The organism is Pseudoalteromonas sp. SaAl2 (assembly GCF_052947895.1).
The window spans coordinates 1,752,805-1,771,136 of record NZ_CM129605.1 but is presented as its reverse complement, the minus strand read 5'-3'; the positions used below and the strand labels follow the sequence as shown (position 1 = coordinate 1,771,136).

At 40.2% G+C, this 18,332-nt stretch carries 11 protein-coding genes and 5 pseudogenes; 11 read left to right on the top strand and 5 right to left on the bottom strand.

Annotated features, from left to right (window positions below):
* Positions 1 to 70: 70 nt before the first annotated feature.
* Entirely contained in the window at positions 71 to 1,936 is a 1,866-nt protein-coding gene (sppA, locus tag ACU8V8_RS08595) for a signal peptide peptidase SppA (RefSeq protein ID WP_446889475.1), read from the bottom strand.
* A gap of 220 nt (positions 1,937 to 2,156) precedes the next feature.
* Here sppA and ACU8V8_RS08590 point away from each other — a divergent pair.
* Both ACU8V8_RS08590 and ACU8V8_RS08585 read left to right on the top strand, forming a co-directional pair.
* Positions 2,157 to 4,119: pseudogene (locus tag ACU8V8_RS08590) on the top strand (oxidoreductase).
* Positions 4,120 to 4,182: 63 nt separating this feature from the next.
* Positions 4,183 to 4,869: an HvfX family Cu-binding RiPP maturation protein gene (locus ACU8V8_RS08585; protein ID WP_446889474.1), complete on the top strand. Its 687-nt coding sequence runs from the start codon at positions 4,183 to 4,185 to the stop codon at positions 4,867 to 4,869.
* A gap of 100 nt (positions 4,870 to 4,969) precedes the next feature.
* Here ACU8V8_RS08585 and ACU8V8_RS08580 read toward each other — a convergent pair.
* Positions 4,970 to 5,624, bottom strand: a pseudogene (locus tag ACU8V8_RS08580) (DUF6058 family natural product biosynthesis protein).
* 172 nt (positions 5,625 to 5,796) lie between these two features.
* Here ACU8V8_RS08580 and dapA point away from each other — a divergent pair.
* The gene (gene dapA / locus ACU8V8_RS08575; RefSeq protein ID WP_087532263.1) at positions 5,797 to 6,711 is read left to right on the top strand and encodes a 4-hydroxy-tetrahydrodipicolinate synthase; all 915 of its coding nucleotides are present in this window, start codon (positions 5,797 to 5,799) and stop codon (positions 6,709 to 6,711) included.
* A 140-nt stretch (positions 6,712 to 6,851) separates the two neighbouring features.
* On the opposite strand, the pseudogene asnS reads toward dapA, so the two are convergent.
* Positions 6,852 to 8,251, bottom strand: a pseudogene (gene asnS, locus ACU8V8_RS08570) (asparagine--tRNA ligase).
* Positions 8,252 to 8,534: 283 nt separating this feature from the next.
* On the opposite strand from asnS, the gene ACU8V8_RS08565 reads away from it, so the two are divergent.
* On the top strand, positions 8,535 to 8,969 hold the full coding sequence (locus tag ACU8V8_RS08565; RefSeq protein ID WP_446889473.1) for an AAA family ATPase: 435 nt from the start codon (positions 8,535 to 8,537) through the stop codon (positions 8,967 to 8,969).
* 25 nt (positions 8,970 to 8,994) lie between these two features.
* On the opposite strand, the gene bioA is transcribed toward ACU8V8_RS08565, so the two are convergent.
* Entirely contained in the window at positions 8,995 to 10,287 is a 1,293-nt protein-coding gene (gene bioA, locus ACU8V8_RS08560; protein WP_446889472.1) for an adenosylmethionine--8-amino-7-oxononanoate transaminase, read from the bottom strand.
* Between the two features lie 95 nt (positions 10,288 to 10,382).
* Here bioA and bioB point away from each other — a divergent pair, with 95 nt between their 5' ends.
* From bioB to htpX, 6 genes and pseudogenes are all read left to right on the top strand, one after another.
* A complete protein-coding gene (bioB, locus tag ACU8V8_RS08555; protein WP_087532259.1) occupies positions 10,383 to 11,423 on the top strand; it encodes a biotin synthase BioB in 1,041 nt (346 codons plus the stop codon).
* Positions 11,423 to 12,562: pseudogene (locus ACU8V8_RS08550) on the top strand (8-amino-7-oxononanoate synthase). Before bioB ends, ACU8V8_RS08550 begins: the two are co-directional and overlap by 1 nt.
* Before the next feature lie 263 nt (positions 12,563 to 12,825).
* Positions 12,826 to 13,359 (top strand): methyltransferase domain-containing protein, encoded by a 534-nt coding sequence (locus ACU8V8_RS08545; RefSeq protein WP_446889471.1) that lies wholly within the window; start codon positions 12,826 to 12,828, stop codon positions 13,357 to 13,359.
* A gap of 7 nt (positions 13,360 to 13,366) precedes the next feature.
* Positions 13,367 to 14,050: a dethiobiotin synthase gene (bioD, locus tag ACU8V8_RS08540; RefSeq protein ID WP_446889470.1), complete on the top strand. Its 684-nt coding sequence runs from the start codon at positions 13,367 to 13,369 to the stop codon at positions 14,048 to 14,050.
* A gap of 108 nt (positions 14,051 to 14,158) precedes the next feature.
* Positions 14,159 to 15,700 carry an FAD-dependent oxidoreductase gene (locus tag ACU8V8_RS08535; protein ID WP_446889469.1) on the top strand — a complete coding sequence of 514 codons (1,542 nt, stop codon included), beginning with the start codon at positions 14,159 to 14,161 and terminating at the stop codon, positions 15,698 to 15,700.
* A gap of 236 nt (positions 15,701 to 15,936) precedes the next feature.
* Positions 15,937 to 16,800, top strand: a complete 864-nt coding sequence (gene htpX, locus ACU8V8_RS08530) for a protease HtpX (protein WP_446889468.1) — start codon at positions 15,937 to 15,939, stop codon at positions 16,798 to 16,800.
* A gap of 63 nt (positions 16,801 to 16,863) precedes the next feature.
* Here the strand turns inward: htpX and gloA are convergent.
* Positions 16,864 to 17,392, bottom strand: a pseudogene (gloA, locus tag ACU8V8_RS08525) (lactoylglutathione lyase).
* Positions 17,393 to 17,851: 459 nt separating this feature from the next.
* On the opposite strand from gloA, the gene ACU8V8_RS08520 reads away from it, so the two are divergent.
* The gene (locus tag ACU8V8_RS08520; RefSeq protein ID WP_446889467.1) at positions 17,852 to 18,013 is read left to right on the top strand and encodes a hypothetical protein; all 162 of its coding nucleotides are present in this window, start codon (positions 17,852 to 17,854) and stop codon (positions 18,011 to 18,013) included.
* Positions 18,014 to 18,332: the final 319 nt, after the last annotated feature.

Sequence of the window (18,332 nt, the reverse complement as noted above, 5' to 3'; positions counted from 1 at the left end):
AAAAGCCCAGTAAAAAAACTGGGCTTAGTATAACCTGTGTAGGTATAGAGTACAGTCGAGAAGGACTGATTTACTGAATAACGTTACATACTAAACAACGAGAATAAATATGCTGTGGATCATTATAATCTTTTAAATCATTGATCTCAGTACTTAACTTTTTCACTATAGAGTTAAGATCTGTTTGACTCGCTAGCACACTTTGGGTGGTGGTTGAGCCGCCAATAAATGCTTTAACAGAGGCATTGCCAAAGATGTCCTGCATCATTTGTTCTTGTGGTGTTAAGCTATGTTTAATCGTTTTAACTTCATAAAAGTCGAGCTTTGCTAGGGCTGCGGCAGCTTCAATGGCATCTTGTTTGTTACCTAACTTATCAACTAGGCCTAGTTCTTTTGCTTGTGAAGCAATCCAAACACGCCCTTGTGCGATACTATCAACTTGTTCAGGTGTCATGTTACGTGCATCGGCTACAACATCTAAAAAGCGGCGATAAGCATCTTCAACGCTTAATTGAATAACCTGGGCCATTTTTTCGTTTAGTGGGCGAGTGATTGATAAACCAGCCATTTCAGTGGTCGCGACACCATCAGAATATACGCCAAGTTTAGCCATACTGTTTTCAAATGTCATAAAACTACCAAATACACCAATAGATCCAGTAATCGTACTTGGTGCAGCCCAAATTTCATTAGCGGCAGAGGCAATCCAGTAACCTCCTGATGCCGCAACAGAGCTCATTGAAGCAATAACAGGCTTACCAGCTGCTTTAAGTGCAAGTACTTCGGCACGAATAACTTCAGATGCAAACATGCTACCGCCACCTGAATCAATACGTAGTACCACTGCTTTTACTTTATCATCTAGGCGTGCTTTACGAAGTAGGGCTGCCGTTGAGTCACCACCGATTTCACCCGCTTTACGTTCACCATCCACAATAGTTCCTTTAGCAACAACAACAGCGACTTTTTCCGTAATTGGGTTGTCAAACTCCATGGGTGGTTTAACTAACGATAAGTATTCATGGAACGACACTTGATTGAATGTTTTACCGGTTTCTTCAGCGCCTACAATATCAATTAACTGTTGACGAATTTGCTGATTGGTTTTTAATGAATCAACCCACTGATTTTCTAATGAGTATTTACCAGAGTCACCATTGACCGCTTGCATTTTAGTAAGTAATTCATCCATCGTTTCATCAAAATTTGATTCATCAAAAGGGCGTACTGCTGCAACATCACGCTTATATTCTTGCCATAAAGCACCTAACCATACACGGTTAGCTTCTTTTGCTGCATCAGACATGTCATTGCGAATAAAAGGTTCAACAGCTGATTTAAACGTACCAACACGGAAAATATGTTGAGTGACGGCAAGTTTTTCTAAGGCATCTTTAAAGTACAGTGGGTACATGCCATAACCTTCAATTGCTACTCCACCATAAGGGTGCATAGCAATCTCATCAGCATGAGCGGCAATGTAATACTGCGCTTGGGTGTAATAATAACCTGTTGCAATAACTTGTTTATTTTGCGCTTTAAAACGTTCAATAGCGTCAGTGATTTGTTTTAACTTATTAAGGTGTGCACTGGGCATTTTTTGAAGATCAAGCAGCATTACGCTAATTCGCTCGTCTTTAGACGCTTGATCAATGACTTCAATAATGTCATCTAGTAGTATTTCAGCCGGAGCTTCGTTACCCATAGTGGCATCATTAATCGCAGCTTCAACAGGGTCGACATAGGTTTTCTCTTCAACGATTGGTCCGTTGAGGTTTAACCGTAATACAGACGTATCTGCAACTTTAATTTCATCCTCATCACTTGTTATTGCAACGATAAAAAGAATAACAAGTAATACGAATAATAAATTGAGAACTAAACGGCGGGAAAAATTTAACCCAGTCCAAAGTCCTTTAAATACCTTTGCTATCAAAATAAATCCTTAATTTGGTACAGCTTATAACTAGCACCATCTTAGCTCAGAATAAAAAATAATTTAACTGTTAAATCGTAACTAAGTATTTATGAAAGGCAAAACTAACCTAAACTTATTGACATATTTTACATTTATTACCTGATTTGTTGCTTATTGCTTGCCAATCAAGCAGAATTCACTAATGTATAGAGGTTAGACCAGTTGATTGGGGCACAGAATGTTAGAACAACAATTACAATTAAAGCACACACAATTACGCAATCGTTTAGTTATGGGCTCGATGCACACAGGCCTTGAAGAAGGTTGGCACAATCGAAAGCGTTTAAAAGCGTTTTACGAAGCACGGGCGAAAGGCGGCACAGGTATGATCATTACTGGTGGTTACAGCCCTAACCTAAGAGGTAAATTAACACCTATATCGTCTTCATTTAATAATTTTTATGATGTGATCAAACATAGAGCATACACCGATGTTGTGCATCAACATGGCGGAAAAATTTGCTTACAATTATTACACGCAGGGCGTTATGCATATCACCCCTTTAATCAAGCACCGAGTGCAATTAAAGCGCCTATTAATCCGTACAAGCCAAAAGCAATGTCATTGGGCTCAATAAAAAAAACCATCAAAGATTTTGCTCACTCAGCAAAACTTGCTGAAAAAGCAGGCTACGACGGTGTTGAAATCATGGGCTCAGAAGGTTACTTAATTAATGAATTCATGGCTCCTCATACAAACAAGCGGATTGATGAATACGGTGGCAGTTTAGAAAATCGAATGCGATTAGCAATCGACACCGTAAAAGCTGTACGTGAAAAAGTGAGTGATAAGTTTTTAATTATTTTTAGGTTATCAGTGGTTGATTTAATTCCTAATGGCTCGACTCCTGATGAAGTGGTAATTCAAGCAAAAGCTTTAGAGCAAGCGGGTGTAGACATATTAAACACAGGTATTGGTTGGCATGAAGCAAGGGTACCTACCATTGCCAGCATGGTTCCAGCAGGCGCGTTTAAAGAAGCATCTAAACGTTTAAAAGAAGCTGTTAAGTTACCTGTAATCGCGGTAAATAGAATTAATACTCCCGATATAGCTAATGATATCTTAAATGCAGGTGAGGCTGATTTGATCTCCATGGCAAGACCATTACTTGCTGATCCTGACTTTTTTTAATAAATATAAAACCCAACAAAGCAAGCAAATAAATATTTGTATTGGTTGTAATCAAGGCTGTTTGGATCATGTATTTAAAGGTAAACGCGCAACGTGTTTAGTGAATCCACAAGCCGGATTTGAGCTAGATTATCCACTACACAAAACTAATAAAACAAAAAATGTATTGGTGGTTGGAGCGGGACCAGCAGGACTATCTGCTAGTTGTTATTTAGCGCAAAAAGGTCATCAAGTAACCCTTATTGATAAGAAGGCAGACATGGGAGGGCAGTTTAACCTAGCAATGCGTATCCCTGGTAAAGAAGACTTTAACCATACACTGACCTATTTTATAAATGAACTTGAACGTTTGAACGTCACAATTGAACTAGGAAAAGCATATTCTCAGCAGATGCTAGAAGATTACGATGATATTGTTTTCGCAACAGGGGTAAGACCTAGAGAAGCTTCCTTTGAATGTACTGATGGTATGCGTGTTTATGCCTATGATGAAGTGATCAGAGGTGAAGTAGAATTAGGTAAATCAATTGCAATATTAGGTGCTGGAGGTATTGGTTTTGATATGGTCGCTTTTTTAACAGAAAAACGCGAGCAATCTATTAGTGAGTTTAAATCACAATGGGGCATTGAATGTGAACCATCGCCGCACAAAGATAGTCGTCAATTGTATATGCTCAAACGAAGTGCAGGGCGCTTTGGCAGTGATTTAGGCAAAACAACCGGCTGGATCCACCGCCAAGTAGCTAAACAACATGGCGTAAAACAAATTGCTGATTGCCAATATTTAGGCTTCAATAAGCATGGCTTAACTATTAGCGTAGGTGGAGAAGAGCAAGTATTACCTGTAGATACTGTAATTGCTTGTATAGGGCAGGTTTCAAATAATGAAGAGTTGAGTTCGCTTAGTGAAAACCCTAAGGTGCATGTAATTGGTGGTGCAAAGTTGGCTGCCGCTATAGATGCTAAACGCGCAATCTATGAAGCATTACAGGTTGCCCGTAAAATTTAACTGAAATAATCTCTCGTTTATAGCGGTCTTGTTGTTAGTACAAGTTAAAAAGGCGCGACCGCTATGATAAATACACTTCTCACTAGTTATAACTATTCAATTAAAAAATTAGCTATATTGGATGGTATACCGTCATTATTATTTCGCTTAATTCTCGCACCAGTGATGATTATTGCCGGCTATTCTAAACTTAACCTAAGTGGTGATTCAGTAGGGTTTAGTGAGCTGTTCCTAGCATCGCCAGATGTAGTTGCATGGTTTGGCAATGAGCAATGGGGTTTAGGTTTACCGTTTCCTGATTTACTTGCCTTCTTAGCTGGTTGGAGTGAGTTTTTAGGGGGATGGTTTTTATTACTTGGCTTATTTACTCGCGTTATTACGATTCCACTCATGTTCATTATGGTTGTCGCAGCAACCACAGTGCATTGGGGTAATGGTTGGTTTGCTATAACACCAACAAACCCACAAACGAGCGCAGCACAAGTATTAGATTGGTTGTCTATACCTGGGGCAAAAGACAGCTTAGCCAATTCTGTTGAGGCACAGCAACGTATTGATAAAATTAAAACCTTGGTTAATGAGCATGGCTACCCAGAGTATCTTTATGAAACAGGAACCCCCGTTATTTTGAATAATGGCATTGAGTTCTCCGCAATTTATTTTGTTATGTTACTCAGTTTATTCTTTACCGGCGGCGGCCGTTTTGTCAGCTTAGATTATTGGTTGTACTCAAAATTTAAGGCAAAATAGAGCTTAAACAAAGCGACTGTGAGTAAACTAATCATTAAGAAAAGGTAACCATGATTTAACGCCATACACTATTATTTGCTTTACTATTATTTGGTAATAATTATTTTACCGATAAGTCGTATTTGAGCACGAGCGCATCAATATATCGCGAGCGCAGAGTATGTTGCTTTTCATGATCAGCACCATGGCTCAATGCACGGTTTAATAACTTCATGGCGGGGTGTAGCCGTGTGCGTTCATCTTGATTAAGACACGCCTTAGTGCGAAGCTCGGTTATGTCGTCTACCACTAAACGGCCAATATCAACAGCCGCTATTTCGTCAATTAAGCCGTTTTGTGTTAGTACACCATACTTACTGCATAAAAACTGTTGCCATACTTGTTGTAGGTGTTTCTTCAACTTCACTACCAAATAGTTCCTCGTTAAACTCAAAACCTTGCTGTGCAAGCTTATTCAGTGCAGCCATATATTGCTGAGCAAAGTAATTAAATGCTTGGCTTGATGACGTTATTTTTTGCTTTGCTAAGCCTTGGCCCCAATTAACACACCCGCGCGGGTAATAGTCGTCATACTCTTCACATTCATAAAGGCCGGAATATGAGCTACAACTTAACTGATTTTTAATGCAATAGCTGGGTTTAGGAAATAGTCCCGACTCCTGCCATAGTAAGAGCGTGTCTTCGTCGATTGCTAGGGCCTGACAAAGCTCTTCACTGTGATAAAAATGGGTTGCTAAAAATCGTGATAAACGCATAAATTGATACTCGAAGTAAAAAAACAATAGCACTGTTTATTTGTACAGTTGTTTTATTTTGTCTTACACTCGGTCATAACACAAGTTATTTTATTAATTAGGCTTTGCAAAACTCCCAAAATAAGTTCATTTATGTTACAAATACGGCAAGTTTTTTTAAGAATATATTTTTATGCGCAGCCTAGAACAAATTAAACAAGCAAGTCTTATCACAGCAATTAAAACCCCATACTTATCAACGGGTGAAATTGACCTTGCAACCTATGATCAATTAGTTGAGCAGCAAATTGCTGGTGGCGTTGATGGCATCGTGGTCGGCGGCACAACCGGTGAAGGCCAGTTAATGAATTGGGAAGAGCATTTGATGCTTATTGCGCACAGCGTTAATAAATATTCAGATAAATTAATTATTGTAGGTAATACAGGAAGCAATAATACCCGTGAAGCAATAAAAGCAACGGAGTATGGTTTTGCTAGCGGTATGGATGCAGCGCTGCAAATTAACCCTTATTATGGTCGTACATCAATTGCGGGTGTTAAAGAGCACTTTAAACGAGTGTTGGCGATTGGACCTGCATTTATTTACAATGTTGCAGGGCGTACAGGGCAAGACTTGACCCCCGATATTATTGAACCTTTAGCTCAGCATGAGCACTTTATTGGTGTTAAAGAGTGTGGTGGTAATGAACGTATCGAACATTATGAGCAACAAGGAATAGCATGTTGGTCAGGTAATGATGATGAAGCTCATGATGCTCGTCATATTTATAAAGCACATGGTGTAATTTCAGTCACATCGAACCTAATACCAGGGTTGTTCCGCCAATTAATGGATACAAAAAACGTTGAGCTCAATCGTTCATTACAGCCATTAATGAATTGGTTATTCTGTGAGCCTAACCCAATTGCAATCAACACTGCATTGATGATGACAGCGGCGGTTAACCCAGTATTTCGTTTACCGTATGTACCATTAAGCGCCCAGCAACAAGCTGAAGGTATTGAGCTGATCAATGCACTATCTGTTGAAGACATTGTGGGAAACACGGCTAAGCTATTACAGCAAGATGATTTAATTATTGGTTAGTGATGTTTATGCGATTATTTTAAAAGTCACCTAAGGTGACTTTTTTGTACCATGCTGATTAGCCGTGTGGTTAAATCTGAATTTTGAATATAAAAAAACCAGCTGAATGAGCTGGTTTTTAAAATAAACAAATTACTTATTTAGTAAGTTGCACTGCCTTTGGTACGTGGGAAGGCGATAACATCACGTACATTGCCCATGCCTGTTACATAAGCAACTAAACGCTCAAAGCCTAGACCAAACCCTGAATGCGGAACTGAACCGTATTTACGTAGGTCGCGGTACCAGCTGTAGTCTTCTTTATTAAGACCCATTTCGTCTAAACGTGCATCAAGTACATCTAGGCGTTCTTCACGTTGTGAACCACCAATGATTTCACCGATGCCAGGTGCAACGACGTCCATAGCAGCAACCGTTTTTCCGTCTTCGTTTTGACGCATGTAGAATGCTTTAATATCACGCGGGTAGTTTTTAATAACTAATGGTGCTTTAAAGTGCTCTTCTGCAAGGTAACGTTCATGCTCAGACTGTAAATCTACACCCCATTCAACGGCATATTCAAATTTCTTACCGCAAGCTTTTAGTATTTCAACAGCGTCAGTGTAATCAACTTGAGCAAAGTCTTTTTCAACAAACTCTTCTAAGCGCGATATAGCTGTTTTTTCTACACGTTGTGCAAAAAATTCCATATCATCACGGCGCTCTTCAAGTACGGCTTTAAATACATACTTCAGCATGTTTTCAGCAAGCTTTGCAATATCTTCAAGATCTGCAAACGCAACCTCTGGTTCAACCATCCAAAACTCAGCAAGGTGGCGAGATGTATTTGAGTTTTCAGCGCGGAAAGTAGGGCCGAATGTATAAATCTTAGACATCGCAGATGCATAGGTCTCACCATTTAACTGACCAGATACGGTAAGGAATGCTTCTTTACCGAAAAAAATCTTCGCTGTAATCAACATCGCCTTTATCTGTACGCGGCAAGTTTTGCATATCAAGCGTAGACACGCGGAACATTTCACCAGCACCTTCACAGTCACTTGCCGTGATGATAGGTGTACTGATCCAGTAAAAACCTTGTTCGTGATAAAAACGGTGAATAGCTTGTGCTAAACAGTTACGTACACGTGTTACGGCACCAATAATGTTAGTACGCGGGCGTAAATGGGCGTGTTCACGTAGGTATTCGATACTATGGCGTTTAGCAGCCATAGGGTATGAGTCTGGGTTTTCTACCCAACCTAATACTTCAACCTTATTCGCTTGGATTTCGAATGACTGACCTTTGCCTTCAGATTTAACCAGTACACCAGTGACTGATACAGAGCAGCTTGCTGTTAAGCGGGTCACTTCTTCGTAATTATTCAGTGAATTAGGCACTACCGCTTGAATTGCGTCAAAACATGAACCGTCATGAACGGCTAAAAATGAAATTCCTGCTTTTGAATCGCGGCGAGTACGGATCCAGCCTTTTACTGTTACTTGGCTGTCTACCGCAACCTTGCCTTTTTAATAGCTCTGAAATCGCTAAGTGGCTCATCTTCACTCCAATGATATAAGTTGCCTACATTAATAAATGTGTGCTTTGTTGCACTTGAACCATGTATCTTACCTTTGAACGGAAAATAAAAAAACATGTGGATGCAACTCTTTGTCGTTTCTTTATGCTTTTTTTGTCGAAATTTGATATTTTTTTATAAAGCGGCGGATTATTAATCACCATTGTAAATTAATGTCTCTTAAATGTGCGATTAATGTCGCTTTTGTGGCATTATAGGTTTTTGATAATCTAGCTAATTAACCAACTAACAATTATAGGTTCCATGAAACAAGTTTTTATTTTACGCGGACTACCAGGCTCAGGTAAGTCTTATTATGCGCAAAACCTTGCTGATGAGCTCGTGCTGGGCGATCAAAGCCAATACTTGATATGCTCAACTGACGATTATTTTTACAACGAGCAGGGTGAGTATAAGTTTGATAAATTTAAATTATCACAATTTCATAATTTAAATTTAGCGCGCTTTATAAATGCGCTTTCGCAGTCAATTCCCTTGGTTATTGTAGATAACACCAATATAAAAAAATGGGAATTCATCGCCTATAGCCAAGCTGCGATAGCGCTTGGGTATCAAGTCAAAGAAGTGATTGTAGGCGAGGTGAAAGATAAATCGATGCAACACTTATATGCAAAACGCAATGAACATAATATTCCACTTCGTATGATCAGCAAAATGGCTTACATGTTTGAATGGTAAGCCATTCAAACATGGTAATTTTAAGCTATTTAAAGTGGCTGCCCTCTATCGCACAATAAATAGCGTTGCTGAGTGTGTTTATATCTGCTTTTGTGCTGATATACGGTGGCATTAAGTAAATAAGTTTACCAAATGGCCGTACCCATACCCCTTGACTGATAAAGTAAGCTTGAATTTTTTCAACGTTCACAGCATTTGTTAATTCAACAACACCAATAGCACCTAGTGTACGTACATTTTTAACGTGAGTTAGCTCAGTACATTTATGCAAGGAGCTTAATGCATCGTTTAAAAGTGCAATCTGCTTTGCCCAATCCTGTTCGATTAATAAGTCAATGCTTGCACAAGCGACCGCACAGGCCAGTGGGTTACCCATAAACGTAGGGCCATGCATTAATACACCTGCTTCTCCTTCACTTATACCAATAGCAATTTTGTCCGTGGTGAGTGTCGCTGAAAGCGTCATTGTGCCACCAGTAAGTGCTTTACCTATGCACATTATATCAGGCTCAATTTGGCTATGCTCAACGGCAAACATTTTACCTGTACGGCCAAATCCTGTGGCTATTTCATCGCAAATCAATAAAACGTCATACTTACTGCATAATTGGCGAACTGTTTTTAAATACTCAGGGTGATAAAAGTTCATGCCTCCAGCATTTTGCACAATAGGCTCAATAATAAACGCTGCTACATCTTGGTGGTGAGCAGCGAAGTACTCAGCTAATTGATGTGCCTCATGATGATCAAAGGTCTGGCCAAATTGACTAACAGGGGCTGGTACAAATACATGCTCAGGTAAAAAGCCGCAGTATAAGGAATGCATTGAATTTACTGGGTCGCACACACTCATCGCAGCAAAGGTATCGCCGTGATAGCCTTTAAGCGGAGTCATGAGTTTTTGCTTTGTTGTAATGCCTTGGCTTAACCAATACTGTAAGGCCATTTTAATGGCAACTTCAACGGCTACAGAGCCGCTATCTGCTAAGAATACTTTTTGTAAGCTATTTGGCGTAATTGCTACCAGCTTTTTACATAGCTCAATAGCAGGTTGATGGGTAATACCACCAAACATAACATGACTCATTGTATCGATTTGGTGATGCATAGCGGCTTTTAATACCGGGTGACCGTAGCCGTGAATAGCACTCCACCACGATGCCATGCCATCAATTAAACACTCACCGGTTGCTAAGTAAATTTTATTATCTTGAGTGTGGGTTACCGGATATACCGGCAAAGGCTGCGTCATAGATGTATAGGGGTGCCAAATGTGCTGACGATCAAAATCAAGGTCTATAGTTTGTTTTTTGTTCATTGGTAAACTTAATTGCGCTTCGGTTCGTTGACAATGTTACGCCAAGTCGTAGACTAAGCCAATATCCACCGTCATGAAAATAAAAAGAGAGAATTATGGAATTTGCAGCCGTTCGCCACGATTGGACACACAAAGAGGTAAAAGCACTTTTTGAGATGCCATTTAATGATTTATTATTTAAAGCTGCGTCAGTTCATCGCGCTAACTTTAACCCGAATGAAGTGCAAATATCGACTCTGCTCTCTATTAAAACAGGCGCCTGCCCAGAAGACTGTAAATACTGTCCGCAATCAGGCCATTACAAAACAGATTTAGAACGCGAACGCCTGCTTGAAGTGGAAAAAGTAGTTGAGCAAGCTCGGGTCGCAAAAGAAAAAGGCGCAACCCGTTTTTGTATGGGCGCTGCTTGGTCAGATCCAAAAGACAGAGACATGCCATACATTTCTAAAATGGTTAAAGAAGTCAAAGAGCTCGGCCTTGAAACATGTATGACACTGGGCATGCTTGATAATGACAAAGCCCATGCATTACGCGATGCAGGTCTTGATTACTACAATCATAACCTTGATACATCGCCTGAATATTACGAGCAAATTATTACCACACGAACATATCAAGACCGCTTAGACACCATAGGAAATGTGCGAGATGCAGGTATGAAAGTATGTTCTGGCGGAATCGTTGGCATGGGCGAGCAAGCTTCGGACAGGTTTGGCTTATTAATGGGGCTGGCAAATTTACCACAGCAACCAGAAAGCGTGCCTATTAATATGTTGGTTAAAGTAAAGGGCACGCCGCTTGAAAATGTTGACGACTTAGATCATTTTGATTTTATCCGTACCATAGCAACTGCGCGTATTATGATGCCACATAGCTATGTGCGTCTATCAGCAGGGCGCAACGCTATGAACGAACAAATGCAGTCAATGTGCTTTTTTGCAGGCGCAAATTCAATTTTTTATGGGGATAAACTGCTTACCACAGAAAACCCTGAAGCTGATGCCGATATGAACCTAATTAAAAAGCTGGGTATGAACCCTGAAAAACGCCACGATTATTCAGATGAAGCACATGAAGCCTCATTGATTTCACAAGTGGCAGACAAAGCTACGTCTGAGCTGTTCTACGAAGCATAATGGCCTTTACATACCTTAAAACGCATCTTCAACAACGCCAAGAAGATGCGCTCTTGCGTGAGCGACAGTTAGTCAGCCAATCTAATGCGCGTGAAATTACAGTCAATGGTAAAACGTATCTTAACTTTGCCAGTAATGATTACTTGGGCTTTGCTCAATTCGATACGCCAATTGAGGCTGCTCAGCTGGGCAGTCATAGCTCACCGCTTGTAACAGGGTATACTGATACAGCACAAGAGTTGGAAGCATTTTTATGTGGCAAGCTTGGTTATGAGTCGGCCTTATTATTTAACAGCGGGTTTAGTGCTAATAGCAGTGTATTAAAAGCGCTATTTCAAGATAAACACGCTGCGCAGCAAAGTGTGATGTTTCATGACAAATTAAATCACGCCAGTTTACTTGACGGTGGCTTGGGCTCTCACGCTGCAATGATGCGATTTAACCACAATGACATGCAACACTTAACATCACGCCTTGAAAAATCAAAAGCGATAAATAAATTGATTGTCAGTGAAGGCGTGGTTCTCAATGGATGGCGATAAAGCCCCCATAGCTGAGCTCGCTGCAATAGCTAAGCAGCATAATGCTTGGTTGATGATTGATGACGCTCATGGGTTTGGTGTGCTAGGTGAGAACGGACTAGGCAGCTGCGAGAAAATTAAACCCCAGCTTTTAGTTATTACGTTTGGTAAAGCCGCTGCAACTAGTGGTGCGTGTGTGTTAGGAAGTAAAGAAGTGATTGATTATATGCTGCAATATAATCGTGATTATATTTATTCTACTGGTATGTCACCCCTCATTGCACAGCACACATTGGCGAGGTTAAAACACATCACATCTGAGCGTGGTAATAAACAACGCGCAAAATTAGCGGCTAATATTAATCAATTTAAAATGCTTGCCAAACAACACAAAATTGCACTGATGCCATCATCTACAGCGATTCAACCGATTGTACTTGGTTGCGCCGAGCAAACCTTGCACGTGGCTAATAAGTTAAAACAAGTTGGTATTTGGCTCAGTGCTATTCGCCCCCAACGGTGCCATTTAATACAGCGCGATTACGAATCACACTCACGGCCGGTCATAATTGTGATGACATAGAACGACTTGTTAGTGAATTGGTGAGTAATTTATGAGTGCATTATTACGCAATCAAATATTGCAACCTTTGCAAGGCGATACATTAGCAAAAGTAAAACAGCCGTGAGGTTTTCTCAGGCCGTAACTAACTATGCTTTACATGCAAATGTGCAAAAGCGCGCCGCAAATGAATTATTTAAAAAAATTAATCCCCAGCATACACATACCTGTATAGACTTAGGTGCAGGGCCGGGGGTTAATCTTGTAAAAGCTCAATAAGCATTTTGATTACGTATTACCATTTGATTTAAGTATCGCTATGTTAAAACAAAGCAATGCAGATAAAACTGCTGTATGCGGCGATATGGATGCTTTGCCTTTTCAGTCTTCATCAGTTGATGCATTATTTAGTAACTTTGCTGTGCAATGGTCTGCTAATTTAGGCTATTTACTTAATGAGGTTATGCGAATATTAAAACCGGGTGGGCGGGTATATTTAAGCTGCGTGTGCGATGGTTCATTAAACGAAATAAAAACAGCGTTTAGCGCTGTTGATAACCAAACCCATGTTAATGAATTTCATTCGTTTGAACAAATAAAGCAGTTTGTTGAAAATACAGGTTTTATTATTGAGAATGCAGAACTAAAATGCTACCAAGACGTTTACCCAAGTCCTTTACATGCATTACGATCAATTAAAGCAATTGGGGCAACACACTTACACAGTCAAAATAAACGCCAAGGTTTACTGACTAAGTCAGCATTAAAAAAAGTGTGCGAACAATACCCATTGATAGCAAATCAGGTTGCGGTTAGTTACCAAGTAGGGTTGTTGAGCTTACAAAAAGAGTAACAAATTTATGAAACAATTTTTTATCACCGGTACTGATACCGATGCAGGTAAAACCCACGTTACCAGCTTGCTATTAAAACTACTTGCTCAGCATAAAAAAAATGCTATCGGTTTCAAGCCGCTAGCAGCTGGGTGTGAAATGGCCTTTGATCAACTGGTCAATGCTGATGCACTGATGCTGATGGAAAGCGCAACAGTGAGTGCTAAATATGATGTAATCAACCCCTTTGCATTTGCTCCACCAATAGCGCCGCACATAGCAGCTGAGCAAGTCGGTGTGACAATCACGCTTGATAAGCTTAGTAGTGCGTATACAACCCTTAAGCAACAAGGGGCAGAATATTTACTTACGGAAGGGGCTGGTGGCTGGGCATTACCAATTAATGACACCCATTATCTGTACGATTGGGTTAAAGCTGAGCAACTACCGGTTATATTAGTGGTTGGTATGAAGTTAGGGTGCTTAAATCATGCATTATTGACCGCTGCTCATATGCAAAGTTTGGGGATAAACTGCGTAGGCTGGGTTGCTAATCAGGTAGACCCGACGATGGATCAATACCAGGCAAACCTGGATTCACTTAAAGCACGTTTACCGTTCCCAATACTTGCTATTTGCCCATATAGTGAGCAAACACCTAAGTTACAAATATATAAAACCTTACTTAATACCTTGTCACTCAATGTTTAAGTGTTAAATGACAAAATGCTGGAGTGCAAATCTTGAAATAGCCTGCCTTAGTACACATATTAAGTCTATGACTACATTGCTATTGTTACTACGGAAACGACAACGAACATGACACACCCATTTATTCAAGGCCATGCTCAAAATACGCACGAAAAAGCCGATTTACAAGCACACACAAAAGCTATGCCTAAAATGCGGGTGGGTATTTTAGGTGGAGGCACTGCTGGGGCAACAATAGCAATAAGATTAGCTGCATTGGGTATTCATACCACTGTTTTTGAGAAAAAAAGTTCACTGATTGATGGCCCGCCTATGTGCCATTTACATGCAGGGGGAAATTTATATCGCGAAATCCCTGATGAGGACTGCATAGAATTACTCAAACAGTGTATAGATATTTTACGCCTTTACCCTTACACAATAGATGTACGCCCCACAGTATTTGCCGTGCCAACACGAGATGACGACTCACCAGATGATTTACTCCCTCGATTAGATAAGCTTACGCAGGTTTACAAAGAGCTGATAAAGCAAGATAGCAATAACCAAGTACTCGGTGAGCCTGAGGATTATTATCAGCTTTTCAGCTACGAACAAATGGTTGCGCTGTCAAAAAAGCAGCAAGTCACTGAGCCCAAAACACTTGAGCAATGGATGATCCCTGTTGCAAAACACTTAGACTTAAACAAAGTTAAATACCCACTTATTGTTGCCCAAGAGTATGGCTGGAATATATTTCGTTTATCAGCCAGTGCGCAACTTGCGCTTGCACAATATGATAGCGCAACAATACATACAAACACTCACGTCAAACAGGTAACAAAGGTAATTCCACAAGAAGGTGCTAAAAACCAAGCAATAAAGTGGAACATTGAATACCAAAGAGATCACAGCCACAACAGTGAAACCATTGAGGTTGATTACCTTATTAATGCCTGTGGGTTTCAAATCGGAGAAATCGACGATATGGTGGGTGTTGATACTAAACGTATGGTTGAGTTTAAAGCGTCGTATATTTCTCATTGGCAGGGTGCTGGTGGACAAATACCAGAAATTATTATTTATGGTAACCGCGGCACACCTCAAGGCATGGCACAGTTGACGCCATACCCTAATGGCTATTATCAAATACACGGTATGACCAATGCCATAACGTTATTTAACGATGGTCTTGTTGAAACACCCGCTAATAGTGCACAGCCTAAGCTGCCACATAAATACATAAATTATATTAGTGAAGGCTGGGATGAAGCGGCACTAAAAGCACGCAGTCAAAAAGCCATCGATTACGTGGCTGAGTTTGTTCCTGCGTTTAAAAGCGCAAATATACAAAATAATGCACTGTTTGGTGGCCAGCAAATTCCAGGAGAAGACGATACACTGCGAGTAGCCGATGTGAGTTTATATTCGCACTTAAGCTATGCTCGTGCAGAAAATGTAAAAGCTTCATCAACGCTCACAGCCGCAGATGAAATTGTTGCTGAATTTACACAGCTAGGCTTAGTTGGCAGTGAACCTGATATTAATCATCATCGAGTCAATCATCAATGGCCTTACTTAAAGCAAAGTAGTAATGAAGAAATAACTCACATTGCGCAAGTACTCGCAAAAAGAACGTGGATTTCCTGTTGCGATGGCAGGTATAAATAACAGCCTAAAAAATTCAATTTAAATAAAAGCTAACATGCAGTTAGCTTTCATCACTTCTAACTTCAATCCACCTAAAATATCTATTTATAAAGTGATAAATAACTCTTGCGTTATGACATAGTTTGTCACAGAATAGCCCAGATGTTGTGACATAATCTGTCATTACGCAGTAATTGCTATGGTCGATCAACAACGATTAAATCGCTCAGCAATAAATATTATTTTGGAGAACATGTATGAAACGTGTATTTTTGTTTTTATTAACTAACCTAGCGGTTATGTTGGTTTTAGGTGTTGTACTTTCAATAATAATGAGTGTGCTGGGCTTAAGCCATCGTAGTCTAGGTGGAATTTTACTGATTGCAATGGTATTTGGCTTTGGTGGCTCGTTTATTTCGTTGTATATGTCGAAATGGATGGCTAAAAAATCAACTGGTGCGCAGGTTATTGATCAACCACGCAACGAAACAGAACATTGGCTAGTAAATACGGTAGCTGAACAAGCAAAAAAAGCCGGTATAAAAATGCCTGAAGTAGCCATATACGACAGCCCAGAGATGAACGCATTTGCAACAGGCCCAAGTAAAAACAACTCGCTGGTGGCGGTAAGTACTGGTTTGTTACATAACATGAGCCAAGACCAAGCCGAAGCTGTACTCGCCCACGAAGTATCGCACGTAGCTAATGGCGATATGGTAACCCTTACGCTGATACAAGGTGTGGTTAATACCTTTGTTATTTTTGCCGCCAAAGTACTAGCAGGTATTGTTGATAACTTTATTAATAGCGATGAAGAAGAGGGCGGCAGTAGCTGGACTTACTTCTTATTCGACATGTTATTCCAAGTGTTATTTGGCGTGTTAGCGAGTGTAGTTGTGGCACATTACAGCCGTAAACGTGAATTTGCAGCCGATAACGGTGCAGCGCATTTGGTAGGTGCAGATAAAATGCGCTCAGCGCTTGAGCGATTAAAGCAAAACCACCCATCGCAATTACAAGGCTCAATGATGGCCTTTGGTATTGCAAGCGGTAAAGGTATGGCAGAGCTATTTTCATCTCACCCACCGCTTGATGCACGCATAGACGCACTTCGTCGTTAAGCTTATACTTTAAAAAATATAGATAAAAGCCTGCATGAGCAGGCTTTTCATATTTAAAACTGACTATTGTGCTTGAATGATTTCAGTAATCCCTTCAGGCGAGAGTATTTCAATCCAATAACCGTCAGGGTCTTTTATAAAAGCTAAGCCTTTCATCGAGCCATCATCTGGTTTTTTAACAAATTCTACATCAAACTTGGCAAAGCGCTCACACGCTGCGTACACGTCAGGTACGCTAATGCCAATATGGCCAAAACCTTTGGGTTCTTCATTACCACTTACATAGCCGGTAAAGCTATCATCGTTTTCAGTGCCCCAATTATGAGTAAGCTCAATAAGTGCAGGGCGGCCAAATACCCACTCGGTCTTTTCTTTATCATCACCCTTTGGCATGTCTTGTTCGTAGCCTAAAAAAAAACAGTGTAAATTTCATCGCAGGGAAGTCATATTTACCTAGTAGCTTCATACCTAATACGTTTTCATAAAATTCAAGTGATGGTTTGGGATCTTTAATACGCAACATAGTTTGTTGCATCACATAGCCCTCGGTGGCCTGTGCAACTTGCTCTGGCGTTTCGTTATAGCTCGACATACTTATCCTTAGTGAAATTACTTAAAAAACCTTAATGAATATTAAAAAGGTAGGGAATACGCACATCATAAGCAACAGCAGCAAAAATTAAAACCACCTAGCTAAATTTCTTGCCAATGAGTTGGATGTTCTATAAGCGAAAAATGGCATGCCTATCAAGGCTGGTTATTTATACAGTACTTGGTGTTTTGTCCAATAACATTATTAAAAGTCGTTTTGGTGTATTTTAGCAGCGGTGATTTTATAACATACGTAATTGCCTGTTTACATTGGAGTTGTTTAGTGGAATTATTAAGTCATGTAATATATGCCACTTTGGGGTGTTATAACCCCCAAAGTGGTGTTCAATAAGTTGTTAGGTGATTTACATGGATGGTTGGCAGTATCACGATATTGGATTTGAATCCCAAACTAAAAAAAATCAATGGTATTAATATTTGGAAGTATCCTTGGAACGACATGGACGAACCATCATTTGAAGTGCCTCATCCTCAATATCCAGATCAACGTCATAAAATCACTCCTTACTTTATTAAAACTAAAGGTGAAACTCTCACATTTGCTGCGGGTGAAGTTAGCAATTGCGTTTGGTGTATTTATGTAGCAAAATCAATCGCCTAATCGGGTAGCCGGAGGTCTCCTCCAGCCCCCATACCACCCATTATGCGCTTTTTATTAATAGGAGATGCAATGGGCGGTTCATCTCCCGTAATGAATACTGATCCAAATATCTCTCAATGACACTAAACCTTGTGATGCTAGATAGTCATTGCCTAGCGCAATGTTAATACTTTTTGTTTTTGAACTTCGACAAGGGCCCTCGCTTCCTAGCGCCTACTTTTGGTGCTAGTGATACCACAGGCTATGGCGAGTCGTTCGCTAACACCCAATTTCATTAAACTGCGTACTTTGGTGCGGGCTATTCCTTAATAGAGAGCGC